The 25,453-nt window shown below is 69.7% G+C and carries 22 protein-coding genes; 13 read left to right on the top strand and 9 right to left on the bottom strand.

Annotated elements, in window-relative coordinates; genetic code table 11:
* Positions 1–140: 140 nt before the first annotated feature.
* On the bottom strand, positions 141–512 hold the full coding sequence (locus tag CG747_RS33965; RefSeq protein WP_100605722.1) for a VOC family protein: 372 nt from the start codon (positions 510–512) through the stop codon (positions 141–143).
* An 81-nt stretch (positions 513–593) separates the two neighbouring features.
* Between CG747_RS33965 and CG747_RS33960 the strand changes: the two genes are divergently transcribed.
* Together CG747_RS33960 and CG747_RS33955 are read left to right on the top strand one after the other, a co-directional pair.
* Entirely contained in the window at positions 594–1,055 is a 462-nt protein-coding gene (locus tag CG747_RS33960) for a MarR family winged helix-turn-helix transcriptional regulator (protein WP_100605721.1), read from the top strand.
* Between the two features lie 197 nt (positions 1,056–1,252).
* Positions 1,253–1,681, top strand: coding sequence for a carboxymuconolactone decarboxylase family protein (locus CG747_RS33955; RefSeq protein WP_100605829.1), 429 nt, complete (start codon positions 1,253–1,255; stop codon positions 1,679–1,681).
* A 66-nt stretch (positions 1,682–1,747) separates the two neighbouring features.
* Here the strand turns inward: CG747_RS33955 and CG747_RS33950 are convergent, their stop codons facing one another.
* Positions 1,748–3,184: an FAD-dependent monooxygenase gene (locus CG747_RS33950; protein ID WP_100605720.1), complete on the bottom strand. Its 1,437-nt coding sequence runs from the start codon at positions 3,182–3,184 to the stop codon at positions 1,748–1,750.
* 115 nt (positions 3,185–3,299) lie between these two features.
* Here CG747_RS33950 and CG747_RS33945 point away from each other — a divergent pair, with 115 nt between their 5' ends.
* The 3 genes from CG747_RS33945 to CG747_RS33935 all read left to right on the top strand — a co-directional run bounded on the left by CG747_RS33945 (position 3,300) and on the right by CG747_RS33935 (position 5,298).
* Positions 3,300–4,265 carry an Lrp/AsnC family transcriptional regulator gene (locus CG747_RS33945; RefSeq protein WP_100605719.1) on the top strand — a complete coding sequence of 322 codons (966 nt, stop codon included), beginning with the start codon at positions 3,300–3,302 and terminating at the stop codon, positions 4,263–4,265.
* Between the two features lie 181 nt (positions 4,266–4,446).
* Positions 4,447–4,593, top strand: coding sequence for a hypothetical protein (locus tag CG747_RS48355; protein ID WP_180985812.1), 147 nt, complete (start codon positions 4,447–4,449; stop codon positions 4,591–4,593).
* A 69-nt stretch (positions 4,594–4,662) separates the two neighbouring features.
* On the top strand, positions 4,663–5,298 hold the full coding sequence (locus tag CG747_RS33935) for a DUF3558 domain-containing protein (protein WP_100605717.1): 636 nt from the start codon (positions 4,663–4,665) through the stop codon (positions 5,296–5,298).
* Positions 5,299–5,677: 379 nt separating this feature from the next.
* Here CG747_RS33935 and CG747_RS33930 read toward each other — a convergent pair whose 3' ends face one another.
* Together CG747_RS33930 and CG747_RS33925 are read right to left on the bottom strand one after the other, a co-directional pair.
* The gene (locus CG747_RS33930; protein WP_100605716.1) at positions 5,678–6,100 is read right to left on the bottom strand and encodes a cysteine/serine endopeptidase inhibitor; all 423 of its coding nucleotides are present in this window, start codon (positions 6,098–6,100) and stop codon (positions 5,678–5,680) included.
* 462 nt (positions 6,101–6,562) lie between these two features.
* A complete protein-coding gene (locus tag CG747_RS33925) occupies positions 6,563–7,384 on the bottom strand; it encodes an NAD(P)H-binding protein (protein ID WP_100605715.1) in 822 nt (273 codons plus the stop codon).
* A gap of 87 nt (positions 7,385–7,471) precedes the next feature.
* Here CG747_RS33925 and CG747_RS33920 point away from each other — a divergent pair, with 87 nt between their 5' ends.
* A complete protein-coding gene (locus CG747_RS33920; protein ID WP_100605714.1) occupies positions 7,472–7,891 on the top strand; it encodes a helix-turn-helix domain-containing protein in 420 nt (139 codons plus the stop codon).
* Positions 7,892–8,106: 215 nt separating this feature from the next.
* On the opposite strand, the gene CG747_RS33915 is transcribed toward CG747_RS33920, so the two are convergent.
* Genes CG747_RS33915 through CG747_RS33905 form a run of 3 tightly spaced genes read right to left on the bottom strand, consistent with a single transcriptional unit; the run spans position 8,107 to position 13,164 of the window.
* Positions 8,107–10,860: a bifunctional YncE family protein/alkaline phosphatase family protein gene (locus CG747_RS33915; RefSeq protein ID WP_100605713.1), complete on the bottom strand. Its 2,754-nt coding sequence runs from the start codon at positions 10,858–10,860 to the stop codon at positions 8,107–8,109.
* A gap of 4 nt (positions 10,861–10,864) precedes the next feature.
* Complete coding sequence (locus CG747_RS33910) at positions 10,865–12,226, bottom strand: ABC transporter permease (protein WP_100605712.1); 1,362 nt, start codon at positions 12,224–12,226, stop codon at positions 10,865–10,867.
* A complete protein-coding gene (locus CG747_RS33905; RefSeq protein ID WP_100605711.1) occupies positions 12,223–13,164 on the bottom strand; it encodes an ABC transporter ATP-binding protein in 942 nt (313 codons plus the stop codon). Before CG747_RS33905 ends, CG747_RS33910 begins: the two co-directional genes overlap by 4 nt.
* Before the next feature lie 344 nt (positions 13,165–13,508).
* On the opposite strand from CG747_RS33905, the gene CG747_RS33900 reads away from it, so the two are divergent.
* Positions 13,509–14,648, top strand: a complete 1,140-nt coding sequence (locus tag CG747_RS33900; RefSeq protein WP_100605710.1) for an RICIN domain-containing protein — start codon at positions 13,509–13,511, stop codon at positions 14,646–14,648.
* A gap of 124 nt (positions 14,649–14,772) precedes the next feature.
* Here CG747_RS33900 and CG747_RS33895 read toward each other — a convergent pair whose 3' ends face one another.
* Positions 14,773–17,625 carry a LuxR family transcriptional regulator gene (locus CG747_RS33895; protein ID WP_100605709.1) on the bottom strand — a complete coding sequence of 951 codons (2,853 nt, stop codon included), beginning with the start codon at positions 17,623–17,625 and terminating at the stop codon, positions 14,773–14,775.
* 473 nt (positions 17,626–18,098) lie between these two features.
* Here CG747_RS33895 and CG747_RS33890 point away from each other — a divergent pair, with 473 nt between their 5' ends.
* The 6 genes from CG747_RS33890 (at position 18,099) to CG747_RS33865 (ending at position 23,423) form a co-directional block, all read left to right on the top strand.
* A complete protein-coding gene (locus CG747_RS33890) occupies positions 18,099–18,791 on the top strand; it encodes a DUF3159 domain-containing protein (protein ID WP_100605708.1) in 693 nt (230 codons plus the stop codon).
* Positions 18,788–19,993: a cytochrome P450 gene (locus CG747_RS33885; RefSeq protein WP_100605707.1), complete on the top strand. Its 1,206-nt coding sequence runs from the start codon at positions 18,788–18,790 to the stop codon at positions 19,991–19,993. Before CG747_RS33890 ends, CG747_RS33885 begins: the two co-directional genes overlap by 4 nt.
* Before the next feature lie 53 nt (positions 19,994–20,046).
* Entirely contained in the window at positions 20,047–20,241 is a 195-nt protein-coding gene (locus CG747_RS33880; RefSeq protein ID WP_100605706.1) for a ferredoxin, read from the top strand.
* A gap of 8 nt (positions 20,242–20,249) precedes the next feature.
* On the top strand, positions 20,250–21,422 hold the full coding sequence (locus CG747_RS33875; RefSeq protein WP_100605828.1) for an NAD(P)/FAD-dependent oxidoreductase: 1,173 nt from the start codon (positions 20,250–20,252) through the stop codon (positions 21,420–21,422).
* Positions 21,423–21,534: 112 nt separating this feature from the next.
* Positions 21,535–22,734 (top strand): sensor histidine kinase, encoded by a 1,200-nt coding sequence (locus CG747_RS33870; protein WP_100605705.1) that lies wholly within the window; start codon positions 21,535–21,537, stop codon positions 22,732–22,734.
* Complete coding sequence (locus CG747_RS33865) at positions 22,731–23,423, top strand: response regulator transcription factor (RefSeq protein ID WP_100605704.1); 693 nt, start codon at positions 22,731–22,733, stop codon at positions 23,421–23,423. Before CG747_RS33870 ends, CG747_RS33865 begins: the two co-directional genes overlap by 4 nt.
* A 1,655-nt stretch (positions 23,424–25,078) precedes the next feature.
* Here CG747_RS33865 and CG747_RS48350 read toward each other — a convergent pair.
* Complete coding sequence (locus CG747_RS48350; RefSeq protein WP_180985811.1) at positions 25,079–25,234, bottom strand: hypothetical protein; 156 nt, start codon at positions 25,232–25,234, stop codon at positions 25,079–25,081.
* Positions 25,235–25,453: the final 219 nt, after the last annotated feature.

The following is a 25,453-nucleotide window of genomic DNA, read 5'->3' as shown; positions in this document are numbered from 1 at the left end:
GGGCGCAGCCCCGGGCAGTCCGCCATGAGCCCTGCCGCCACAGGATCCGCGGCAAGGGCCCGGGAATCCGGTGCCGTCGACGTCGACGTCGACGTCGAGGGAGAAGGGCCCGGCCGGGGCGAGGGAGACGGCGGTCACGGTCAGCCTCCGTGTGCGGTGAGCACGTAGCCCTCCGGGCCCTCGAAGGAGAACACCGGCCCGAAGGGGCTGTCCGCCATCGGGGTCACGATCTTGATCTGGGCGGCGGTGAGTTGGTCGTGGAGCTTGTGAGCGTCGGAAGTCCGGAACCAGAGCGCCACTCCGAGGCCGGGTCGTGCGGTATCGGCGAGGTCGACGCCCGGGAGGAGCTCGCGGAGGGCGAACGGGGTCGGCTTGGTGTCGAACACGACCGCGTGCGGCGGCGAAACGCGGGCCCGGCGCAGGCCCAGGTGCTGCTCGCAGAAGGCGGCCGCAGCCTCCACGTCGCGGACCTGCAGGGCTACGAAGTCGGGGCCGTCGATGGTGACAGACATGGGGGTTCCTCGATCCAGTGGTGTCAGGACTTTGACATCGCTGAGGCTAGGATGCCGGAACGGCTATGTCAAAATGCTGACATGGAACAGAACATGCCGGCCGAGCCGCCCCACCCCGCGAAGGACGTCACCCACCACGTGGGATACGTACTCAAACGCGCCCAGGCCGCCCTGCGCGGCGCCATGGACAAGGTCTTGCGCGAGCACGGACTGACGGTGCCGCAGTACTCCACTCTCGAACTCCTGGCCCTGCACCCCGGTATGTCCAACGCCGACCTCGCCCGCGCGACCTTCGTCACCCGGCAGTCCGCAAACGTCGTCCTGCGGGGCCTCCAGGAAGCGGGACTGATCACCCGCCCCGCCACCGCCGACCACGGCCGCGCCCGGCCCGCGCACCTCACCGAGGAGGGCCAGGCACGCCTCGCTGCGGTCCAGGCCGCCGTCTACGCCATCGAACAGCGCATGGTCGAGGCGATCCCGCCGCAACGCGTGGCAGCGCTCCTCACCGACCTCGACCACATCGCGACAGCCCTGGAGGAATGACCCCGGTTCTTGACCGGCCCGCCCCAGGTGTTCACCGCGTCGCCGTCCTCGCGCTGGTGCAGGTGCTCCGTTACCGGTGAGCGGCGCGCCGCCGCGGCCGCCTCCTGGCATCTCCCGGCGGCTACAGCTCAACACGGCGTCATGTGCCGCGAGGTCGACGCAACCCTCGGCCCGCCCGACTCGCCGGTCTCGACGCGATCGACGCGATCCGCGCGGTCAGGCACGACCACTTGCAGAAGGCGATCGCCGCCGGGGGAGTCGACCCGAAGCTGCTCGCGCTGGTCCACCTGCGCGCCAGCCAGATCAACAGCTGCTCGGCGTGCGTCCACGCCAGTGTCGCCGGGGGGAGGAAGGCCGGTGACACCGACGAGCGGCTGCACAACGTGGCGGCGTGGCGTGAGGCGCCGTTCTACACCGATGCGGAGCGCGCGGCACTGGCGCTGGCCGAGGCCGCCACCCGGCTGCAGGACGGTGCGGAGGGAGTCACCGACGCGATCTGGGAAGAGGCCAACGCCCACTTCACCGAGGAGCAGATCGGCGCGATCAACCTGGAGATCGCGCTGACCAACTTCTTCAACCGGATCAACCGCACCATCAAGGAACCGGCCGGCCGGACCTGGGGCTGAGCCCGGTGTGGCTCCTACCCACTGACCGCGCAGTGGCGACTGGCGGCCGGTGTCCTCAACGCCGGCTCAGCGGGGTTCGCCGAACCAGCGGTCGAGCGCCGGTTCCAGGTCGGCCGTGCCTGCCCAGCACACGTAGCCGTCCGGCCGGATGAGCATCGGTTCGGTGTGCGCGCCCTGGCCCACCCGGTCCACCCGGTCCGACCAGGGGCCGGCGGTCCTGGCGAACGTGTCGGCCGGGTCCAGCAGGATGCCGTGCCCGGACCGCAGCAGTTCGTGCACCCGGGTCGGGCCGAGGTCCAGGTCCGGTGCGGGTCGGCCGACGAGCGGGTGGGTTTCGGTGCCCGGCATCGGATAGCGGATGGCCATCCCGGACATCAGGTCGGCGAGATGGCGCTGGACGTCCGGGAGTTGGGCCATGGCCGTGAAGATCTCCCGGGCGGCCAGCACGTCCGGATCGCGGGTGCCGGCCCAGTCCATCAGCAGGCTCTGGGCCCGGACGTTGCCCAATACGGCGGCCCCGGCCGGATGCCGTTCCGCGTGATACGTGTCGAGCAGGCTCTTCGGCGCCCAGCCGTGCACGGCGGCGCCGAGTTTCCAACCGAGGTTGAGCGCGTCCTGCATCCCGGTGTTCATGCCCTGCGCGCCGAGCGGCAGGTGGACATGGGCGGCATCGCCCGCAAGGAACACCCGCCCGTGCCGGTAGTGCTCAACCTGCCGTGACGCGTTGGTGATACGGCGGGCGTAGCGCAGTTCGAGCAGGTGCACCCGCGTTCCGAACACGGTGTTCAGGCCATGGCGGATGTCGTCCTCGGTGACCGGGATCTCCCTCGGCACTGACTGGCCCGGTCCGCCGAGGACCAGTCGGCGCAGCTGCCTGCCCTGCGGATCGGTGCCGAGCGGGAACAGTGCCGCCCAGTGTCCGTCCTCGTTCCAGGTGTGCGACGTGGACGGATCGACGCCGCCCAACCGCACGTCGGCGGCGATGATCGTCTTCGTGCCCGGCTGACCGGGGAACCCGGCCCGCAGCAGCGACCGTACGGCGCTGTGGGCTCCGTCGGCGGCGACGAGGTAACGGGAGCGGAGAGTGGCGCCGTTGGCGAAGGTCGCGGCGACCCCGTTGTCGTCCTGGGCGAGGCCGACCAGTTCGTGGTCCCGCCGGGCGTGGAGGCCGTGCGCGGCGAGATGCCGCTCGAAGAATCCCTCGATCACCACCTGCGGTATGGACCGCCACGGCAGACGGTGCCGGTTGGAGTGGAGCGGAAGCGGGATACCGGCGAAGTGGCCAGTGGTGACGGGGTGGTCTCCGGTGGCCAACAAGGGCTCCAGCAGCCCTCGTTGGTCGAGTGCCTCCAGCGTGCGGGACTGCACGCCGCCTGCCTTGGACAGGTCGCTGCGCTGCGACAGCTTGTCGACCAGTACGGTCGACACCCCCGCCGTCAGCAGCTCGTTGGCCAGCGTCATTCCGGTCGGGCCGGCGCCGACGATGAGCACATCGGTGTCCACGGACTCTCCTCTGTCTGTGTCGATCAGGACACGGGCAACGCTCTGTCGGCCGAGCCATCCGAGCCAGAAACCGGCGCCGTTGCGTTGGTATCTGACGCCGTCTACCCTCGGCTCGGTGGAATCCGACTACGACGAGCTGGACCGGCGGCTCGTGCACGCCCTGCAGATCGACGGCCGTGCCCCGTTCAGCACCATCGCCGAGGTGCTCGGCGTGTCGGATCGCACCATCGCCCGCCGGTACGCCCGGTTGCGGTCCACCGGGGCGGTACGCGTGCTCGGCGGGGTCGACCCGACCGCGCTGGGCGCCGTCCTGTGGTTCCTGCGGGTGCGCTGTGCGCCCGCCGCGTCGCTCCCGGTCGCCGAGGCGCTGGCCAGACGCCCCGACACGTCCTGGGTGAGCCTCAGCTCCGGCGGCACCGAGATCACCTGCGTGGTCCGAACCGAGAGCGAGGCGGACAGCGAGGCACTGCTGCTGGCCAAACTCCCGCGCACCCCGCGTGTGGAGGGCGTGACCGCGCACTCCGTGCTGCACGCCTTCTACGGCGGCCCGGACAACCTGGTGGGAAAAATCGGGTCGTTGGACGCGGAGGCGATCGAGCGACTGCGCCCGCCTCCGGTGCCGCATCGACCGGGACCGGTGCGGCTCGACGACGGTGACCGCAAGCTCCTCGCCCTGCTCGCCACCGACGGCCGGGCCGGACTGGAGCAGTTGGCCACGGCGACCGGCTGGTCACCGACGACGGTCCGGCGCCGGATGACGGAGCTGCGCGAACACGGCCTGCTCTACCTCGACATCGACGTCGACTGGCGCATGTTCGGCGTGACCGCCCGAACCCTGCTCTGGCTCTCGGTCGCCCCCGCACACCTGGAGCAGGCCGGTCAGGAGCTGGCCGGGCATCCGGAGATCGCGTTCGCCGCCGCCACGACCGGCCCGACCAACCTCTACGCGAGCGTGGTGTGCGCGAACCAACAAGAGCTGTACCGGTACCTGACCACCCGGATCGCCGCACTCCCAGCCATCACACACGTCGAAACGGCACCAGTGATCAGGACCGTCAAGAAGGCGGCCAACCAGGCATAGCAACCGACCAGTCCCGTGCCTTGCCGACCGGGCACGGACGGGGAGGAGTGGACCCACTGTGCCGGTCGCCGGGGCGCCCGACGTGGTCCTCGACGCTGTGTCGCGGTACGCGCTGCCCGACGGGCCGGCCGCGTAAGTGCGGGAGCGGGAACGGGGGGAGGACGTTTCTCTTTTCCAGGAGATGGACATCGGCCAGTATGTGAAGACGCTCCAGGACCGGAACTCAGGTGGATTGGTCCGGGCGCTGCATGCGGAGGGCGACGAGACGGGCGGCTTCGAGCATTACGTCATCAATGTGAGCGGGGCGGCGTTTTCGTTGGGGAGATAGGCAACAGCCCAGTCTCCGTGGGCGAGAAGTCGTCGGCGAAGCAGGCATCGGCGGGCAGGGGTAGGCGTCGTGGATCAGTGGGACGAGGACAGGCAGGACTGGACGAAGTCGAATGTCCCGGAGGGGCCGCAGCCGGGCACCAGGACCGCGCGGGTGGCGGTGGTGGCGGCGTCGGCGGTCGTGTTGTGCGTGGCGGTGGGCGCCGGGATCTGGGCATGGGCGCCGGACCGGGAGCCCGACGCCTCGGGGTCTCGTCCACCGGTCCAGACCGGTCCGAGTGCGTCCGAGAGTGCTCGAACCGGGCCCGGGGAAACGGCCGGTTCCGGCGAGACGGCCGGTTCCGGCGGCGTTCCGTCGGACCCGTGCGCGGCGGTGGACGACGCGCTGACCCAGGAGTGGGGTCTGAATCGCGTCGACGCCGACAATAAAACCAACTGCCGCTGGAGCTCGACGAAGCACCGGATGTTCTTCAGGCTGAGTTATTTGAGTGAGCCGCCGGCGAAGTGGAGCGGCGTTTCGTCGATCAAGGTCGACGGTGTCCCCTCGGCGACGAGCTTCAGTACCGGCATGACATGCATGATCATGTGGCCGACGTCGTATGGCAGCGTGAACCTGTCCGCCAGTGAGGTCTCCAGTGGTGACGAGGACCTGTGCGGCGTCGGTGCGGAGTTCGCGGCGGCGGTGGCTCCTCACGTACCGCACTGATCAACTTCCGTTCTGTTCCGTCCCGTTCCTTCCTGTTCCATTCTCAAGTCGCTTGTCGTGGGCCTGGCGTGAGTGGCCATTGGCGTGTTTGCGCCCAGGTGACCGCCTTCCCTGACGAGTACACCAGGGGAACTTCAGCCCCCTCGCGCGCAACCACTCGTGCCCGAGCTGGCATTGGCCCCGTCCAGCCCCAACGAGCCGCGCCCACCCCGCACAAGGCATGACGCCCGGGTGACCGTGACCCATCGCGTCACGGTCACCCGGCGCGGCAGGCGCATGCCGCTCCCGCGGCGGTCGCCCACTCCGGGCTGCCTGGCCGGAGTGGGCGGCCGCGGACCCGGTCCCTGGCGCGGCAGGCGGTATGGCGCCCCTGGGGTGGTCAGCCGTTGACGAACTTCCAGGTGACGCTGGGGACCATGTCGGTGCCCGGCGGGACCAGTTTCCGGAAGGCCGACTCGCTGAGGTCTATGTGGTTCGGATCGCAGGAGAAGCACTTGTCCCTGACCGGGACGGTGATGGTTCTGCCCTGATAGCTGACCTCCACCGAGACTCCGGAACACAGGGGGTCGTTGTTCGGGTTCGCCGAGGTCCACCAGGTCGGGGAAACCGCCACCAGATCCTGGGCGGTCGGGTCTATGGAGGTGCCGCAGGCGCCGTAACCCTTGTCGTTGTAGTAGGTCATCTTGCCGGTCAGCGGTTGGCCGATCGGGACGGCAGCCGCGGGGCCGGTTCCGAGGGCTACGCCGGTGACGGCCGCGGCCAGCACGCTGACCGCCCGTCCGATGCCCCTGGGTGTGCGCATGAGGTCTCCTCGTTCGAAGTTGCTTGCCGGCAGCCCTTGCCGCCCGACGGGTTGCCGCAGCCGAAGGTCCGGTAACGCAGGAAACCGTCGACTTCTGGCAACCGCAGGCGAAAGGGCACCAATGGACACATGAGTGCCACAAGCCGCAGCAACCTCACAACCCCCACCTCGACTGCCAATGTCTCGAACTGACCGATGTGCACGGTTACTTGACTGAGGGCCGAGGGCGGCATACGCGCCAACGGGATTGCGGATCAGGTGGCATCGCCCTCGCTGCCTGGGCCGATCCGCCGAGTGGCCGATGCCGGGTCGCCGTCACAGGGGCACGCTCACCCGCACTTCCTCGCGTGCGGAAAATGACGCGAATGCCGACCGTCGAGACGGCGAAGGACGGGTCACGCCACTGAGCGCGCCGTTCCCGTACCGGGCCGCACCAGCAAGATGACATCTACGGCTGGAGCACTAGAGGCTTGCCTCCGGCCTTGTGGCGGACGCGGCTGCAACGGCCGTAGCCAGTGGATCGCGGGCCGGGCGGCCAAGAAGGTCCGTGAGATCGGGAGCGGTTCCGTCCAGGAAGCCGTGCCGGATTCCCGTGGCGATCGAAGCGAGCATGGGCGGCTGGAACGGCAGGAGCCCCGGCGTCTCATCGAGGAGCCTGCGCCGGTACTCGCCCAGCCCGATGGTGCGGTGCGGGACCCCGAGCCGGTCGGCCACCTGACCCGCCGTGATCGGCGTACCGACAAGGTCATAGGTCCGCCCACCGTGTCGGGCCGGATTCGCCGCGACGGCCGCCGCGGCATCGGCGAGATCCGCCCGCACGACCGCCGCCAGGGCACCATCCCCGAACGCGGACTCCACACCGTCGCCGGCCCACCTCAGCAGGCCGCCGAAGAGTTCGGCGTACAGGCCGTTGCGCAGGATCGTCCACGGCAGTCCGCCTGCCCGCACCAGGCGCTCGGTGGCACGGTGCGCGGGCGCGAATCCGAGATGGTCGCCGGCCGTGGTCAGGCTGGTGTAGACGACGTGGTCGACGCCGTCGCGCACGGCGGCGTCCAGGACCGCCGCGTGCCGCCCGATGACCTGGTCGTCCTCGCCGTAACCGGCGGAAATCAGCACCAGGGTCGACACCCCGGTGAGGTCGAGGCTCGCGTGGTCGTCGAAGTCGAGGTGCCGCGTCCCCTCGCCCGGCGTGCGGCTGCCGCCCGTCGCGGCGGCGCCACTGGCACGCAGCGCCGCAAGGGTGGCCGAGCCGAGACTCCCGCTTGCTCCCGTCACCAAGATCATGTCAGTCGCATTCTTCCGTCGTGGTTCTCATCGGTAACTACGCTTGATCCTTGATCGCACGCCTACCGGCCACAAGAAGGCAGTCTGATGTCACTCACGCACACCGGGGTAACCGCCCCCGCCGACCTCGACCCCTGCGGGCGTGAAGACCACCCCGACTGCGGCATCCGCGACGTCCTGGACCGCATCGGCGACAAATGGTCGGTGCTCGTGATCGTTGAGCTTGCGGGCGGGCCGCGCCGGTTCCGTGAACTGCAGCGCGCCATCGACGGCATCTCCCAGCGCATGCTCACCCTTACCGTCCGCAGGCTCGAACGCGACGGCCTTGTGCTGCGCACCGTGTACCCGACCGTCCCCGCCAAGGTCGACTACCGCCTGACCGGGACCGGAGCCGGCCTGACCCACCTGGTCAAGGCACTTGCCGACTGGTCACTCGCCCACCGCGCCGTCATCGCCGAAGCACGGCAGGCATACGACCGGACCCACCCCGACCACGACATCCGCTGACGAGAAAACGCCGCGACGGCACGCCGGTCCGCCGGCACGGGCGCGCTGTCGACAACGTTCATGACCCGCAACAAGCAACCGGAATCGCGCCGCAGGCTGTGGGACCGGAACACCTCTCCCAAGGTCGCAGGACGCGGCCGGGGCCCGCAAAAAGGGGGCCCCGGCTGTGCTCCGGGCAGTGGCGAAGCCACTCGCCCCTCAGCCTCCGGCAGACATCAGCCGTCGTTCTCCGAGGAAGGAATGTACGCCCCAGGCACGTCCTGCGGCGCGAAGATCTTGTTCTCGCCCGGGTACGGCCGGTTCCAGTTGTGCGTCGCGTACCAGGTGAGGTGGTTCATCTGGGCGGGGTTGGCGTAGTCGGGGACGGCGTGGGGGCCGGTCAGCCGCTGCTTGGACTTCCACTTGTCCCAGGTTGCGGCCAGGTCCTGCTTGTCCGCGGGGACCTTCGCGGGTGAGACGGCCGCCGCCGTGGAGCTCTGCGGTGCCGGGGTGTCCGTGCCGCAGGACGGCTGGGTCTTCAGGCCGTCGGTGAGGGGGACGCGGTTGGGCTGCGCCTTGAACGGGGTGGTGTCCGGGTGGGTGGCGAAGGCGCCGCTCATGGGGCTGGCCGCGCTGTCCTTCTGGTTCATCGGGTGGATCCCGAGGATCTGCTCGATGGTCCGGATCATCGTGATCTGGGTGTAGTAACGGCTGTCGGTCTTGCCGTGCTGTGCCCAGGGGCTGATGATCTGGATCGGGGCCCGGTGCCCGTCCACGTGGTCGAGGCCGGCCTGGGAGTCGTCCTCGACGACGAAGATGGCCGAGTCCTTCCAGTACTTGCTGTGCGAGATCTTGTCGACCATCTTGCCGACCGCGAGGTCGTTGTCCGCGACCTGGGCGGACGGGCTCGCGGGACCACCGGTGTGGTCGTTGGAGAACCAGAACATGTTCAGGTTCGCCGGCCCGTTCTTCTCGAAGTCCTGCTTCCAGATCTGGTACTTGTAGACGTCCGGGACGTCGAGGTCGAACATCGGGAAGCCGGGCACCGACACGTCGTTGAGCGAGGGGATCGCCGACCCGGTCCTGATGGGATAGGCCGTGGGCTTCCCGGTCGCGTCCATGGTCCTGGCGTCGCAGTACAGGTTCTGCCAGGTCGCTCCGGACGGCTTGCTCTCCACCGACTGGAACTCACCGAAGTCCTTGACGGACCTGCCCGCGGCCTGCGCACCGGTCCACAGGAAACCGGACTTCTGGTGGCCGAGAGCGTCGTTCTCGGTGTCGTAGCTGCGCTGGTACTCACCGGCCGAGGACTCGGTGTACTCCGGATTGTCGCTCTGCATCAGCCAGTTGTGGCCCTCGGCGGAGTTCGTGCCGATGTCGTAGGTGTTGTCGTACAGCCCGAACTGCTTGGCCATCGCATGCTGGTTCGGCGTCACGTTCTCGCCGAACTGCGCCAGCTTCGCGTCGCCGTTGCCCTGCGGGATGTCGCCGAAGACCTGGTCGTAGGTCCGGTTCTCCTTGACGATCAGGAAGACGTGCTTGATCGTCGAGGGGTCGCCGAGCCGCTGCGGGACCGCTGTCGGCTTCGCGTGGTTCTTGCCGTCGGCCTTCTTGACCGCGTTGCCCGTCCAGCCGTTCTGCTTGAAGACCTTGGCCGTCTCGGACCTGATGACGCTGTCGTCCGGCAGGGTGAACCGCTGCAGGCTGGAGGTGGTGTCGTGGGTGCCGTGCGCGCCGCTGGTGTTGGGGCGGCGGGCGTCGATGCCGCGGGTGTTGGAGACCAGCACCTGTTTGCCGACGGTGGCGATCTCCGAGGGGAAGTAGTCCGTGGGGAGCAGGCCGACGTAACTGACCGGCTCCTGCGGGCTCTTGTACTTGTATACGGCGACCGCGTTGGCGCGGCCCAGCGTCACCAGCAGATGACCGTCGTCGGTGAGCGTCACCGCGTTGGGCTCGTAACCCACCGACGCCTCCGGCCAGGGACGGGTGGCGATGGTCTGCACGACCTTGTCGCGGGCGGTGCTGATGACCGACACGTCGTTGGTGGCGGTGTTGGTGACGAACAGTGCCCCGCCCTTGGCGTACAGGGCGGTCGGGTGCAGACCGACGTCGATGCTGCCGACGGCGGCATCCGGCTTCGCCAGGTCGATGACGCTGACCGTGCCGGTGGTGGTGGCGCCGGTCTTCGGGTCGGCCGGCACCTGGGTGTTGTAGGAGTTGATGGTGGTCTCGCCGGGCTTGGCCGGACGGCCGCCCTCGTTGCTGACGTAGAGCTTGTCGCCGACCTTGACCATGTCACGCGGGGCGTTGCCCACGTCCCAGCTGCGCTTGACGGCCCCGGTTGCCGCGTCGAGGGCGACCACCTTGTTCTGGCCGTTGACCGCGGCGTACACGGTGGCGCCGTCGGACGAGAACACCGGCTCGCCCACCAGCGCGTGCTTGGACCCGTCCGCCGGGATCTTGACGAACGCCGGGGCGCTGACGCTGCCGTCCGGATTCACCGTGAACTTGGTGTAGCCGTCGGTCTGGCCCAGCCACAGCTGCTTGCCGTCGGGCGAGTACGTGGGGCCTTCCTGGCCCACGGAGTTGCCGCTGATGCGCGGGTTCGACGAAGCGGAGGCGCTGACGAGCTGCTGCACCTTCCAGTTCTTGCGGTCGACGATGGCCAGCGCCGCCCCGCCGTCGGTCAGCGAGGCCGCGATGTGGGTGCCGTCCGGGCTGGCCGAGGACGACATGATCTTGCCGTTGTCGATGACGAGGCGGTCGCCGTACGGCGCGATGTACTGGTCGCTGGAGACGACCTGGCCGTCAGCCGTCTTCTGGCCGACCTGGGCGGTGCCGAACTGGTGCGTCTGGGCGTAACCGATGCCGGCGGTGGCGGCGAGTACGACCGCGGTGGCCGTGGCCAGGGTGCCGCGGCGGCTGAAACGTCTGCGGAGTTTTCCGGCACGCTCGTTCTCGTCATGCCGGCGGCGGCGTATGACCTGCATGGAGTCATCCCTTCGAGGTGGAGAGAAGTTCGACATCGGCGTCGAACTGCCACAGCGGGTTCGGTGCGTCGCCCTCGGGGGTCCGCACCAGGAAGTAGCCGTTGACCTCCTTCGGCCCATCGCCGTCGGCCATGAACCGCCCGTCCGGGGTCACGTCGAGCTGGTAGACGGCCTGGCCGGCGGCGTCGACGCCGGGGAGGTGCCAGGAGACGACGCAGCGCCAGTCGTTGCCCGCCCCTTGCGCGGCAGTCCGGAGACCACCCTTGGTGCACGTCGCCTCGGCCTTCAGCTGGGCTTCGGTGACGTGGGGCCGGTGGAGCTGCTCGGTCTGCATGCGGTACAGGTGGGCGAACGCCGTGGCGACCGAGCGCTGCACCTTGTCCTGCTCGATCCCGGAGCCGGTGGCCGTGGACGACGCGGTGAGGACGGCCACCGTCACGGCGACCAGCCCGGCCAGCGGCAGGACTCCGACGGTGACCGTGCGGCGCCCCGAGCCGTCGTAGCTCAGGTTGGTGAAGTCGCGCCGCAGGAACAGCAGGTAGGCCAGCGCCGTCGCCAGCACGGCCCAGGCCAGGCTGACACCGATGCCGATCAGGAGCGGGGCGAGCTGGGCCGGGCCGGTGAACAGCCCGTTCCAGGCGATGAAGGCGTAGCTGGGCAGGGCGAGGCGGACGGCGACGGGCAGTGGCATCATCTGGGCGAGCTGCATCGCGAGGGCGACGAGCACGGGCAGCAGCAGTCCCATCGGGGAGCGCCCCAGCGCGACGGACCCGAGCAGTCCGATCCCGGCCAGGGCGAGGGTCGGAGCGAGGACGCAGACCCAGGCGAGCAGGACTCTGACGGCGGCGTCCGCCGGCGTCAGCAGGTGGCCGTCGAGGCCGACCAGCGGCTGGTTGCCGACCGCCACGACCCCACCGGCCGCGCTGGAACAGGCCAGCCCGGCCACGAGCAGCATCAGGACGGTGAGGCTGGCGAACGCCTTCGCGGCGAAGATCCGCCTGGGCGAGCGGACCGCCACGAGCAGGTGGCGCCAGGTACCGAGCCGGTCCTCGGCGGCGAACACGTCGCCGGCGACCACCGAGGTCAGCAGCGGAAGCGCCCAGGTGCCCGCGAAACCGAGCACCACCAGCGGCCCGGCCCATCCCGTGGCGTGCATCCAGCGGCCGAAGAGGGTGTCGACGGGGAGCGTGCTCTGCTGGCTCACCGCGGCGACGAAGAGTGCCGGCGCGATCCAGCAGGCGAGAACCAGCAGGCGGATCCGCCACTGCGAGACCAGCTTGACCAGCTCGAAGCGGTAGCCGCGCGCCACCGAGGCGCGGCGGGTACCGGCACCGTGGGGCTGGGCGTGGGTGAGGGTCGCGTTCATCGCCCGGCCTCCTCGGGTTCGGTGAGGGTGAGGAACGCTGCCTCCAGCGGCGATACCACGGGGGAGAGCTCGCGTACCGCGACGCCCGCCTGCACCAGCCGCACCACCAGTTCGTCAAGGGCGGGCACCGGCGCGCGCACGACGAGCACCTGCGCGTCGTGCCGTGCCCCGGTGTCGTCGACGAGGCGGATCCCGGCTGTTTCGGCGGCCAGTCGGCGGGCGGCGTGCGCATCGGAGGTGCGGACGCGGTAGTCGAGTTCCCGCTCCTCGGCGGCCAGTTTGCTCAACGGCCCGGAGAAGACGAGCCGCCCGGCGGCGAGGATGCTGACGTCGGAGCACAGGGCCTCCACGTCGTCCATGCGGTGACTGGAGAGCACGATGCCGGTGCCGTCCGTCGCGAGCCGGGTCAGGACAGCGTGTACGTGCTTCTTGCCGGCCGGGTCCAGGCCGTTGGACGGCTCGTCGAGCACGAGCAGCCGGGGCTTGGTGAGCAGCGCCGCGGCCAGCCCCAGCCGCTGTCGCATGCCGAGGGAGAAGCCGCGCGCCCGGTCGTCGGCGACATCGGTGAGCCCGACCTGCGCGAGCGCGTCGTCGATCGCCGTCGTCCGCGCGCCGTCACCGCGGAGGGCGGCCAGCGCGGCGAGGTTCTGCCGGGCGGTGAGCGAGGGGTAGAGCCCGGGTCCGTCCACGAAGCCCGCGACACCGTCGGGAGCGTCGAGTGCCCGCCCGACCGGCGTACCCAGGATCGCCAGGCTGCCGCTGTCGGCGACGGCCAGACCCAGCAGGAGGCCGAGCAAGGTCGTCTTGCCGGCGCCGTTCGGGCCGACCAGGCCGTGAATCTGCCCCTGCGTCACATCCAGGTCGACGCCGTCGAGTGCGACGACATCGCCGAACCACTTGGTGATCCCGCGAGCCCGGACTGCGAGGAGTGCGTCCATGAGTCCCTTCCTTCGAAAGCCTCAAGGACCGTAGGTGCGGTGCGCGACAACGTTCAGGAGCAGTCAGTTGAATGCTCATGAAACGGTTGACGACCGGTACGCGCCTCGACGATGCCCGGGCGGGCGCCGAGGAGCGCCGGGGTGCCACCGTCCCTCAAGCCTCCGTCAGTTGACGGATGTAACGGCACGTGGCGGCCCGTACGTTGACACCGCCGCAGCAGGCCGCAGCCGGGGGCGGAGTGCTTCCTCGCCTCCTTTCCGGAACAGGTTGCCGCGTTGCGGCGCAAGGGCGGTCGTCGAACCCGCCCTGCAGGCAAGAACTGCCGAAGGAGAACAGACCAATCATGATCACCGAGTCGACCCCCCACGGGCCGGTGCGGCGCACGATGGCCGCATTCGCCGCGGTCGCCTTCGCCACGCTCGCCGCATCGGTGTCTCCGCTGACGACCGGAACGGCCCACGCGGACACCCCCGCACTGGCGGGCCTGTCCCTGTCACCGCGGTTGCCCCAGGCGGACGGCCTCGCGCCGTCCCTGGACCTGGCGAAGGACTCACCCGACTACGGGACCGAGATCGTCGTCAACAAGACGCCGATGGCGAACTGGAGCATCCTGCCCAACGGTGACGGGAGCTTCCTGATCCGCAACGACAAGACGCAGAAGTGCCTCGACTTCAACACCGACAACAACCATCTCGTCGAGCCGCGGTACTGCGACCAGACCAACACCAAGCAGAACTGGTACTTGCAGCCCTCACGTGGTGGCGGCGGCTACTACCTGATCCGGAACGTCAACACCGACAAGTGCATGGACGTGTTCGGGGGAAGCGGCAACGACGGCACGACGGTCGGCATCTCGGGCTGCAACGGCAACAGCAACCAGGAGTGGATCATCGGGCCGACGCCCAGCCCCGGGTACACGGGCCCCACACTGTCGGATCTGGCCACCGCGTACGCCCTCAAGCAGTGCAGCAACAGTTCCAGCATCATCAAGTCCTGTGACTACGCGGTCACCGGCGACAGCGTGGCGTCCGTGGGCAACCTCAAGCGGGTCAGCTCCAACGTGTGGAACAACAGCACCGACCCGGCGGACCGGACCATCACCTGGACGCAGACCTCGTCCCAGACCAACACGGTGGGCAGCTCCATCACCGTCACCAGCGAGGTCGGGGTCAACATCGAGATCGTCACGGCCAAGGTCAGCAACGCGATCAGCGCACGCTACGAGCACTCCTGGACCCAGACCGACACCGTCAGCGACGCCAACAAGATATCCGTGAAGCCGAACAACTACAGCTGGGCGATGCGAGGCCAGCTGATGAAGACGGTGACCGGCAAGTGGACGTTCACCAACGACCTCGGTGACAAGTGGTCCGGCGACGGCACCGCCACGGTCCCCGCCGTCGACGGCACCGACCAGCTCAGCAGCAACCTGGTGCTGTGCACAAGCGACAGCCTCGCCAAGGAGTGCGTCGACAACCGGTGACCGGCGCACCGCGCGCCACCTCGTGATCTGACGGCACACCGCCGTCGGACGGTTCCCCGGCCTCCGCGAACGGAGCCGGGGAACGATGCGTGGGGCCCGCGCGCCCCGGCCCCCGGCGGACGGCTCAGTCCTGCGAACGCGACCGCCCGGACCGCTGCCGACGGGTCACCTCCGCGGCGATTTCGACCCGGGAGGTCATCGCCAGCTTTCTGAGGATGCTGGAGACATGGGTGCTGACGGTGCTGCGCGCGATGGACAGCCGAGCCGCGATCTCGGGGTTGGAACACCCTTCGGCGACATGCTCCGCGACCAGGCGTTCCGTATGTGTGAGCGCCTGCCAGCCGTCGCGTGCGCCGGCTCGGGGCCGGTGCGATCCGCGGCGGACGGCGACCGCCCGCAGGCGGGATTTCGCCTGCGCCGCGTCCCAGACCGCGCCGAGCCGGGTGAACGTCGCCAGCGCCTGGTCGAGCAGGACCCGGGCGTCGTCCAGGCGCCCTCGGCGGGCCAGTGCTTCGGCCGCATCGGTGCAGGCGTGTGCCGCGTTGAGCGGCCGCGGGGCGTTGCGGTAGCAGCGGACCGCCTCCATGAGCAGATCGGGGTCCCCGCTGAGCAGACCTGCGCAACGGTAGGCGTCACCGAGGTGGTAGAGGCCGCCGCTGTCCTCGGCCCGGCGTTGCGCGGCGGCGGCGTAGCGCCGTGCGCTGTCGTGATCCCCCTGGGCCAGGGCGAGTCGGACCAGATCGGGGGTGAGGAAGCCCAGGATCAGCTGGCCGGGCAGATGGCCGACGCCCTCGGCGAACGCCTCGGCGAGCCGGGAGTACGCGCGTCGGTCGTCGCCCCGCGCCTCGTCCAGCAGGGCGCCGGCGCACATCGGCAGGTACTCGTAGAAGGCGGCGACCGTCGCGTTGTCGAGCTCGGGCAGCACGGCCGCCAGGTGTGCTTCGGCGAGGGGGCGACGACCTCTGTGGGCGGCGATCACCGCCGCCGTCGCCCGTAGCGCCCGGCTCATCGCGGCCTCGTCTCCGCAGTCGAGACCCGCTTCGATCTCCGCCAGCGCGTCGTCCCAGCGCCCTGTGTGGAACGCGAGGAGCGCGCAGGACAGGTGGTACCAGGGCAGGAACATCCCGCCGATGCGCTCCGCCGGTTTCTGCACGGCGGCGAGGGTCCGCTGGGCGTCGGGCCCGCGGTCGAGGTCGATATAGCAGTTGACCAGGGAGAGTTGCAGCCCCAGCCACTGGGCGGGGTGCATCGTGTCGGGGGTGATCCGGGTGGCCTGCCGCGCCAGTTCGACCGCTTCGGCGTCGGGGGTTTCGATGAAGCGCTTGGCGGCCAGTACGTGCAGGGTGCTGGCCAGGGCGGAGCTGTCACCGGCCTCGTCGGCGGCGGACCGGGCCCGTGAGGCGACGGCGCCGGCCTCGGCGAGGTCGCCCAGCGCGAAGAGGCACACCGCGCTGAACGCCTGGAACTGGATCCGTTCGATCGCCTGGACACCGGGGCTCCGGCATCCGGCCCGCGCCTCGGCCAGCGCCAGGTCGGGCCGGCCGCGGGCGAACGCGGCCTGGATGACGATCCAGCGCAGTACGGATTCCAGCCCGGAGTCGGGCGCCTTGGCCAGGGCGGATCGGGCGCTCTCCTCCGCCTCGGCGAGCCGGCCGCAGGAGAGCTGCGCAACGGCGAGGTGCAGACGGAGGTTGCCGTATCCGGCGTCCGCGGGGTCGCCGATCTCCAGCGCCGTGGTGAGGAGCCGCAGAGCCATGGCGGGGGCCCGTGTGGTGAGCCGGGCGGCCGATCCTTCCAGCCAGGTGATCAGGAATTCCGGGCTCGGCACCCCGTTGAGCAGGTGCTCGGCAACGCGTTCCGGAGCCGCGCCGGCCTCGGCGAGCCGCTGGGCCGCCTTCATGTGCAGCATGGCCCGGACCGACCCCGGCACGGCGTCGTACAGCGCGTTCCGGATGAGCTCATGGCGGAAGCGCAGGCACTGGCCGGTGTCTCTCAGGATTCCGGACGCCTCGGCCTCGGCCATGGCGGTCAGCAGGTCGCGCAGCGGGATGTCCATGACCGCGGCGAGTTCGGCGGTGGTGCAGCCGGCGCCCAGTACGGAGACGACGCGCAGCATCTGGAGCAGGTCTTCGCGCAGGTGGCGGAACCGGTGCGTGACCAGCGCGGTCAGCGGCGGCAGCGCACAGTCGGAGGAGATCTCCGCCATGGTTCCCCCGGTCTCGATGGCGTGCTCGCGCCGCAGCGCGGCGATCAACTCCGTGAGGTACAGCGGGTTTCCGGCGGCTCCCTCGGCCATCCGCCGCAGTCGGGGGCCGGCCTCCCGGCCGCAGCGGTCTGCGAGCAGGGCCGCCACGGCCGGGGCATCCAGTGGTGCCAGTTCCAGCCGCGTGCGGTTGCCGGCGATCGTGCTCCGCGACAGCTGGGCGACATCCCCCGCTCCGGGCACGGGGCGGTGGGCGCCGACCACGAGAAGCGGCAACTGGTGCACCGAGCGCACCAGTTTGTGCAACACGGCAAGGCTCGCCGGATCGGCCCACTGCAGATCGTCGAGGAACAGGGCCAACGGCCGCTGCGCGCACAGGTCCTCGACCAGTCCGACCATCGCCTCGATCGTCGCCGCATCCGCCCCCGCGGCCTCGCTCCTGGCGCCCGCCACACCGTAGCGGGCATCGCCGCGCAGGACCTCGGCGGCCTGCGCCCGCCGTTCGTCCGAGGGGGAGTCCTCCAGCCGCAAGCAGCTGGAGATGACAGCGAACGGGCATGGCTGCGCCAGGTTCTGGGCGCTCGCGGAGAGCAGCTGCATGCCCCTGCGCCGGACGTCCGCCGCGGCCTGCTCCAGCACCGCGGTCTTCCCGAGACCGGCCTCCCCCACCACGAAGGCGGCCTGCCCCACGCCGGCGAGTGTGGACTCCGCCAATCGGGACAGCTCCGCCAGCTCGGCCGCCCGCCCCAGAAGGCGACCTTCGAAAGAAGTCATTCGATCCCCCACGCGCCATGCAATGTCAGGGATTTAATAGCACACGTCTTGGATATGCCTAGCGATTGCCCGTTCCCCGGACAGAACGAAGGCGCCCCGCGATCGAACGCGAGGTCCGCGTCCCGTACGGCGGCGGCCGGCTCAACCGGCCTCTGCCCAGGACCGATCGGCCGACCCCAGTAGCGTGGCGAGCCCTGAGCCGCCCCACCTCGCCCGCCCCGCCACTGCCTCGCGGCGCAGAGGCGATCCGGCCGGGCGGCGCACAGCGAGGAAGGGGCCTTACGGAGTCCGCCCGGCCGGTCTCCCGCTCCGGCCGGTGTCTGCGTTCGTAGCAAGTGCTCCCGGCCGCCTACTGCGTTTGCAGCAGGTCAAGTGTCTGCGGACGCGCGACGACGGCCGTGCGGCCGCACGGCACTGTGGACAGTGCTCAAGCGGCCGAAAGAAGGGCCGTCTGTCGAGGAGTTGGAGCAGTCGTGCATCCTGGGACCCGCCATGCGGACGTCGCTGGAGAGGCGGTCCGCCGTCGGCTGCGTGACGCTGTGATCGATGTCGCGCCCGTCTTCGGTTTCACCGTGGGCTTTGCGCTCACCCACCGGGTCGTCGTCGCTCTTGCGCCGGCTGTCGTGGCCGGGGTGGGGATCTGTGTCTACCGGTTGGTGCGTGGGGAGCGCGTGCGGCGCGCTCTGGCTGTTCTCGGCCTGATGGGTGTCGGAGGTGTGCTGGCTGCCTGCAGCGGACAGGCCACGCATTTCTTCCTCCCCGCCCTGGTGGTGCACTGCGTGATGACCGTGGTGACGCCGGTGCTGTTGCTGCTCGGATGGCCGCCGATGGGCTTGGCGGTCGGGCTGATCACGGGTGAGCGGACCCGATGGCGACGGTGTGCGGTGCGTCGGCGGGCGCTCAGCAGGGGCAACCTGGTGATGCTTGCCGGGCACGTGGTGATGCTGTCGGTCCAACTCCCGCTGTTCTTCTCCGGTCAGGCGGTCGCCCTCGGCGCGGTCGACGTCTTCGGCCCGATCGTTCTCGCACTCACCGCACTGCTGGGCTGGCGCATCTACCGGCGGGGTGTCGGAACGCACCGCTGCGAGGTCTCCGCCCTTCCCGGCCCCTTGGGCATCGAGATATCCCACCCTTCCCACCGTATGGAAAGGACTTCCCAGTCATGACCGAAGCTCAAGCACAGCCTGTTCCCAGGACGCAGCCGATGGCGCGGACCTGTCCGTTCGATCCCCCGCCGGAGTACCGCACGCTGCGGGAGCAGGACCCGGTCGCGGAGGTGACCTTGCCGGATGGCCTGACCGGCTGGCTGGTCACCGGCTATGAGGAGGTGCGGGAGATGCTGGCCGATCCGCGGTTCAGCTCCCGGCGCCGTCAGCTGCGGACCGGCGGCGCCGCCGATGGCGATGGCTCGCCGCCCCCGCCGGCGCCGGGGATGTTCATCATGATGGACCCGCCCGAGCACACCCGGTTCCGCCGGCTGCTCACCGGCCGGTTCACCGTGCGCCGGATGCGGCAGTTGACCCCCGCGGTGGAGAAGATCGTCGCCGAGCAGCTGGACGCGATGGCCGCCGCCGAGGGCCCGGTCGACCTCGTGCAGGCCTTCGCCCTGCCGGTCCCCTCCCTGGTGATCTGCGAACTGCTCGGGGTGCCCTACGCCGACCGAGAGGAGTTCCAACGCACCTCCGCCACGCTCATCAGGCTCGACGCGAGCCCCGAGGAGGTCCAGCAGGCCCAACAGGCGATGAACCAGTTCATCGGCCGACTCGCCGTCGCCAAGCGGGCCGAGCCCGGCGATGACATCCTCAGCGATCTGGTGCGCTCCGGAGAACTGACCGATGCGGAACTTGCCGGTGTCGGGGGGTTGCTGCTGCTCGCCGGGCACGAGACGACGGCCAACATGATCGCGCTGGGCACCCTGTGCCTGCTCCACAACCCCGACCAGTGGGAGGCGCTGCGCGCCGATGCGTCGCTGTTGGACACCGCCGTCGAGGAACTGCTGCGATATCTGAGCGTGATCCAGTACGGCGTGCGCCGCACGGCTGTTGAGGACGTGGAGTTGGGCGGCCACCGGATCCCGGCCGGCTCCACGGTGGTGGCTTCCCTCTCCTCGGGGAACCGCGACACGGAGCACTTCGGCGACGACCCCGACCAGTTGGACGTGGGCCGCACCTACAGCCCGCACCTGGCGTTCGGCCACGGGATCCACCAGTGCCTGGGACAGCAGCTGGCCAGGGTGGAGATGAAGGCTGCCTTCTCCGCCCTGCTCGACCGGTTCCCCACCTTGCGGCTGGCGGTGCCGGTGGAGGACGTGCCGATGCGCGACGACATGCTCGTCTACGGCGTCCACAAGCTCCCCGTGGCCTGGTAGACGACCGCTGTCCGCGGCGCATCACCGAACACACCCGAGAAAGAACTTCCCTGATGAAGATCACCATTGACGAGGACAAGTGTGTGGGGGCCGGGCAGTGTGTGCTGGCCGCCGCCGAGGTCTTCGACCAGCGCGATGAGGACGGCATCGTCGTCCTGCTCGACCCCGCCCCGCCGCAGGAGCTGCTGGCCCAGGTCCAGGACGCCGCCGCCCGCTGCCCCGCACTGGCCATCGAGGTGGAGAAGTAGTGCCCACCATGGACCGCATCGTCGTGGTGGGCGCGTCGGCCGCGGGCCTGACCGCGGCCGACGCCCTGCGCCGCGAGGGCTTCACCGGCACGCTCACCATGGTCGGCGACGAACTGCGGCTCCCCTACGACCGGCCACCACTGTCCAAGCAGATCCTGGCCGGCGAATGGGAACCCCACAAGGCCACGCTGCGCCCGGAGCAGGACGTCCAACGCCTGGAACTGGACCTGAAGTTGGGCTGCCGGGCGACGGGGGCGGACTCGGTGGCACGTACTGTCACCCTGGACAACGGGGAACGCCTGGACTACGACGGCCTGATCATCGCCACCGGGCTGCGCCCCCGCCGGCTGCCCTTCGGCCACGATCTGGCCGGGGTGCATGTGCTGCGCACCCTCGACGACGCGCTGACGCTACGCGCCCAGCTGCTGGCCGGACCCCGTGTGGTGGTGATCGGCGCCGGGTTCCTGGGCAGCGAGATCGCCACCACCGCACGCGGCCTCGGCCTGGACGTCACCCTCGTCGACGTCGAGCCCACCCCGCTGGCCCGGCAAGTCGGCTCGGAGATCGGGCAGTTGGTGGCCGAGACGCACCGCGAACACGGGGTGTCTCTCCACATGCGCCGCCACGTCACCAGCATGACCGGCGAGAACGGCCGGGTCACCGCGGTGGTCCTCGATGACGGCACTCGACTTCCCGCCGACGTGGTCGTGGTCGCCATCGGCTCGGTGCCGGCAACCGACTGGCTGGCCGACTCCGGGATCCCGCTGGGCGACGGTGTGCTGTGCGACCCCACCTGCCGAGCCGTATCCGGCGTGTACGCGGCCGGCGACGTCGCCAACTGGCCGCACCCCCTCGCCGTTGGACGGATCCGGCTGGAACAACGTACCAACGCCACTCAACAAGCCATCATCGCCGCCCGGAACCTCCTGGCCGGCCCGAACCGCGCGCTGCCGTACGCCCCGATCCCGTTCGGCTGGACCGACCAGTACGACACCAAGATCCAGATCCATGGCTGGTGCCCGTCCGACGCGCCCATCGAAGTCGTCGACGGCGATCCCCGGTCACCCAGGTTCGTCGCGCTCTACCACGCAGACGGCAAGGTCGTCGGCGCACTCGGCTGGAACAGCCCGCGCGCCCTGCTCCAGCACCGCAACCGCCTCACCGAGCACGCCACCGCCTGACCCCGTGCCCGGGCCGAGCCCGCCGCGCCGGGGACAAAGCCCAGGGCGCGCAGCCCCGTCCGCACACGGGATCCCGGGTGCGGACGGGGCTGCGTACGCTGAAGGAGTGCACATGATCGACCATCCCACAGGGTGGCTGCGGGCCTCGCCGTGGGTGGCCGACCTGGCAGCCGCACTCGGTTGCTTCGCCCTGTCCGCCCCGGTGGCGGTGTTCACCGCCTACCGACATCACAGCCCGATCGGGTGGGCCATCGGCGGCCTGGCGCTTGCCTGTGCGCCGCTGGCCGCCCGCACCCGCCGGCCGGTCCCGGTCGTCGTGGCGACCCTGGCCGTCAACATCGCCCAGATCCTCCTGATCTCCTTCCCCGGAGGCTCGCCCATCCCCACCGTGGTCGCGGTCCATGCCGTGGCCAGGCGGTCCGACCCGCGCTTTGCCTGGCGCGTAACCGCATACGCGACCGCGGCGATCGTGGCCGCGTCGCTGATCCGCGAGCCGGGGCTGGAGAACCTCTGGCAGCATCTGGCCGTGATCGCCGGGATGTGCCTGGCGGTCGCCAGCGGCGACGCCGCCCGAAGCCGCCAACGGCTCCTCGCCGCCGCCATCGAACGCGCCGAACGGGCCGAACGCACTCGGGAGGAGGAAGCCCGCCGCCGCGTCATCGAAGAGCGCCTGCGCATAGCCCGAGAGCTCCACGACGTCGTCGCCCACCACATCACCCTGGTCAACGCCCAGGCGGGCGTCGCCCATCACCTGATGCGCAGCGACCCCGACCACGCCTACCAGGCCCTCGAACGCATCCGGGACACCAGCCGTACGGCACTGGACGAGCTGCGCGCGACAGTAGGACTCCTCCGCCACGGCGACGACCGGGCCACTCCCCGCGAGCCCGCACCCGGCCTCGCCGACCTCGACACCCTGCTGGAGTCCTTCCGCCACAGCGGACTTGGCATCACCCTCGAACGCACCGGCCGGCAAACCGGGTCGCCGGTGCCGCCGATCATCGACCTCGCCGCCTACCGGATCGTCCAGGAAGCCCTGACCAACACCCGCAAGCACGCGGGCCCCGTCCCGGTGCGCGTCCACCTGGACCACCGGACCGACGCCCTGCGGATCACCGTCGAAGACAACGGCACCGGAACACCGGAAGCCGGCAGCAACGACAGTGCCGGCACGGGGCACGGCATGATCGGGATGCGCGAGCGGGCCAAGGCCGCGGGCGGAACCCTCGCCGCCGGGCCCCGCCCCGCCGGAGGCTTCCGCATCCACACCGAACTCCCGTTGCCCGCCGCCCGGAAGGACCTGACCTCATGACGATCCGCGTCCTGCTCGCCGACGACCAAGCCCTCCTGCGAGGCACCTTCCGCATGCTCATCGACTCCACCCCAGGCATGGAAGTCGTCGCCGAAGCGGCAACCGGACGCGAGGCCGTCCAACTGGCCCGCAGCCACCACGTCGACCTCGTGGTGATGGACATCCGCATGCCCGACCTCGACGGCCTCGCCGCGACCAAACTCATCAGCGACGACGAGGACCTCGCGGGCGTGCGGATTCTCATCCTGACCACCTTCGAGAACGACGAATACGTCGCCGAGGCCCTCCGCGCAGGCGCCGGCGGCTTCCTCGGCAAAGGCGTCAACCCCGACGAACTCCTCAACGCGATCCGGGTAGTGGCCGCAGGCGACTCCCTGCTCTCCCCGACCGCGACCAAGGCCCTGATCGCCCGCTTCCTGGCCCAACCCGCCCCACCCGGCCGCAACATGCCGCCGCAACTGGCCCCCCTCACCCCGCGCGAGAACGAGGTGGTCACCCTCGTCGCGGCCGGCCTGTCCAACGACGAGATCGCCCAGCGGCTCTTCGTCACCTCCGTCACCGCCAAAACCCATGTCAACCGCGCGATGACCAAACTCGGCGCGCGAGACCGAGCCCAACTCGTCGTCATCGCCTACCAGACCGGACTGGCCTGCCCCGAACCAGGGCGACCGGCGGGGACCCGCCGCTGAGGAACATCACGGACATCTCGGGAACGCCGCGAGGTTTGGTTATGGGAGACGGCGCTTCGAGTTCGTGACGTGATCAGCTCAAGGACGGTTTTCACGTGCTGCGGCACACCTGTGCCTCCCTCTGTCTCCCTCTTGCCGGCGGCGGGGAGTCCGTAGTGACCGTCGGGCGGTGGCTCGGCCACTCATCCCCGGCCATCACGCTCGGTTACTATGCTCACTTCATGCCGGAGGCCGGAAGCAAAGGGCGAAGCGCCATCGACGGGCTGCGCGGGCGAGCGGGGTGTTCTGTGCGCCAGTCGGTTCTCCCCGGATTCTCCCCAGGGTTGGGCGGGGGCAGTTCCGGGCCGTGAGCCTCTTTGAAGTCGACCATTGAAACTAAGGAAAATGACCCTTGAGTCGTGAGAAAGCTTTGCGAGAGGTGGTTGCGACCCGCTATGTCACGCCCCTGCGTGAGGGTGGGTCGCTCCCCGGGATCGTCGAGGGGGACGACCTCGGTACCTACATCATGGAGTTGCCCAGGCGCCGCCCTTGACCTGCGGTGTTGGCGCTAAGTAGGTCGCTGACCTGCGCGAATGGTTCTTTCTCTGTCTTTCAGCCTCGTGCTGATTTATGCAGCGGATTCTCCCCACGCGCTCCCCAGCGGCCGTGATACTCCCCAGATTCTCCCCAGGAAGCTCCGCGACCACGGCCGGAACTGAGGTGCGCGAGCCACCTTGCCGCGGGCACGCCCAGTGATCGCCGGCAGGGGCGAGGGCGCAGTGGTCGCTACCGACGAGCGCCTCTTCGGCTGGGGTGGTCGCCCCAGCACACGGGTGATCCGACCTGGAGGTTCTTGGACTGCTGGTGGTACAGCGCTCATAGCGGTGCTCACCTGCTGTGATGGAGGTCGAGGAGACCGTCCGGAGGGAGTTGGTCCGTGCGTGGTCCGGATCTTGGCGTCAATCGCCGAAAGCCGGGAAGGGCTGTCGGCGCCGTTGGAGAGGGCGACCATCCGCCGTCGCCAGTGCAGAGGAAGAACGGCGTGGCGACTCTTGGTTGACACGGCGATGTCCGCATCAGTGCCATCGCGGTACCTCTCGTCTCTGCAACTGGAGCGGTAGAGGCTGGCGTGCTGCGCACAAGAGGGGCTTGGGGGCGCTGTGCGCCAGGCTCTTCAACCCGGCGGGCGACGTGACGGCGATCCGCCAGTAGGTCTTCACCTGCGCCTGGCTCAGCCTCAGCACGCGTGCCGAGCCAGCTGGCAAGGCGCGTTGTCGCCAACAGCTACCTCTGCACGACGGACCGTCGGTGGTGGAACGACATGGCACAGGTTGTAACCCCCGTCCACAGGCGTCCAGCAGGTCCAGGGAGGGCGCTTAAGGCCAAGTCAGAGCCTTGTGTCCGGGGGAGTACGCCCAGTTGGTGAGATCTGCGTGAGAGCTCGTGGCATGTCGAGGCCCCGCCGGAGTGTTCCGGTGGGGTTTCTGCACGTGGCAGGCTACGGCGGTGTGTCGCCGATGAGGCAGGCTTCCACTCCCTGTGCTCGGGGAGCGGCGCGACATCCCTATAGGCCAGAGCCGGGCTATCTGGGACGCCGCCTTCCTGAAGAGGCTGGCGAGGGTGCTTCCGCCCCGCTGGAACTCTGCGGCGCTCCCAAGGTTCGGCAGTTCTGGTTGTCAGATGCCGGGATCAACAGTGAGATTGCACAGCTGAGCGTGCTTACCTGCCAGCTTGTCGCAGAGTTCGTCCAGTCGCTTTCGCTGCTTGCTGCTGGCCGTCGTGAGCTTGGGATCCGGCTTCGCCGCCACATTCACCTGGACGTTGTTCGGCATTTCAGGCTCCTCCTGCCTCTCACGGACGGCCTTTCAGCGTTATGCCGCTGTGCCGCCCTCCGACATATCGCTGCTCTCCGCACAGCACGCTTACTTCGGGGAGTAGGTCCTCGATCGTGTGAAGTGAGGCGGGGCTGCGGAGGCCACTAGGTCGTTTCTGATGGCTCTTGGACGGTGTCGCGGAGCCAGATGACGATTGCTGCGACGGTGAGGGTGCCG

It is taken from the genome of Streptomyces sp. CB02959 (assembly GCF_002803155.1).
GTDB lineage: Bacteria > Actinomycetota > Actinomycetes > Streptomycetales > Streptomycetaceae > Streptomyces.
The sequence above is the reverse complement of the archived record's forward strand: the minus strand, read 5'-3'. Positions and strand labels throughout refer to the sequence as shown.

Coding starts and splice junctions, on each gene's coding strand:
- CG747_RS33925 (WP_100605715.1), bottom strand. CDS start 7,384: ATGATCTTGGTGACGGGAGCAAGCGGGAGTCTCGGCTCGGCCACCCTT.
- CG747_RS33870 (WP_100605705.1), top strand. CDS start 21,535: ATGATCGACCATCCCACAGGGTGGCTGCGGGCCTCGCCGTGGGTGGCC.
- CG747_RS33885 (WP_100605707.1), top strand. CDS start 18,788: ATGACCGAAGCTCAAGCACAGCCTGTTCCCAGGACGCAGCCGATGGCG.
- CG747_RS33915 (WP_100605713.1), bottom strand. CDS start 10,860: ATGCAGGTCATACGCCGCCGCCGGCATGACGAGAACGAGCGTGCCGGA.
- CG747_RS33965 (WP_100605722.1), bottom strand. CDS start 512: ATGTCTGTCACCATCGACGGCCCCGACTTCGTAGCCCTGCAGGTCCGC.
- CG747_RS48350 (WP_180985811.1), bottom strand. CDS start 25,234: ATGCCGAACAACGTCCAGGTGAATGTGGCGGCGAAGCCGGATCCCAAG.
- CG747_RS33920 (WP_100605714.1), top strand. CDS start 7,472: ATGTCACTCACGCACACCGGGGTAACCGCCCCCGCCGACCTCGACCCC.
- CG747_RS33910 (WP_100605712.1), bottom strand. CDS start 12,226: ATGAACGCGACCCTCACCCACGCCCAGCCCCACGGTGCCGGTACCCGC.
- CG747_RS33875 (WP_100605828.1), top strand. CDS start 20,250: ATGGACCGCATCGTCGTGGTGGGCGCGTCGGCCGCGGGCCTGACCGCG.
- CG747_RS48355 (WP_180985812.1), top strand. CDS start 4,447: ATGGACATCGGCCAGTATGTGAAGACGCTCCAGGACCGGAACTCAGGT.
- CG747_RS33930 (WP_100605716.1), bottom strand. CDS start 6,100: ATGCGCACACCCAGGGGCATCGGACGGGCGGTCAGCGTGCTGGCCGCG.
- CG747_RS33865 (WP_100605704.1), top strand. CDS start 22,731: ATGACGATCCGCGTCCTGCTCGCCGACGACCAAGCCCTCCTGCGAGGC.
- CG747_RS33905 (WP_100605711.1), bottom strand. CDS start 13,164: ATGGACGCACTCCTCGCAGTCCGGGCTCGCGGGATCACCAAGTGGTTC.
- CG747_RS33900 (WP_100605710.1), top strand. CDS start 13,509: ATGATCACCGAGTCGACCCCCCACGGGCCGGTGCGGCGCACGATGGCC.
- CG747_RS33960 (WP_100605721.1), top strand. CDS start 594: ATGGAACAGAACATGCCGGCCGAGCCGCCCCACCCCGCGAAGGACGTC.
- CG747_RS33880 (WP_100605706.1), top strand. CDS start 20,047: ATGAAGATCACCATTGACGAGGACAAGTGTGTGGGGGCCGGGCAGTGT.
- CG747_RS33895 (WP_100605709.1), bottom strand. CDS start 17,625: ATGACTTCTTTCGAAGGTCGCCTTCTGGGGCGGGCGGCCGAGCTGGCG.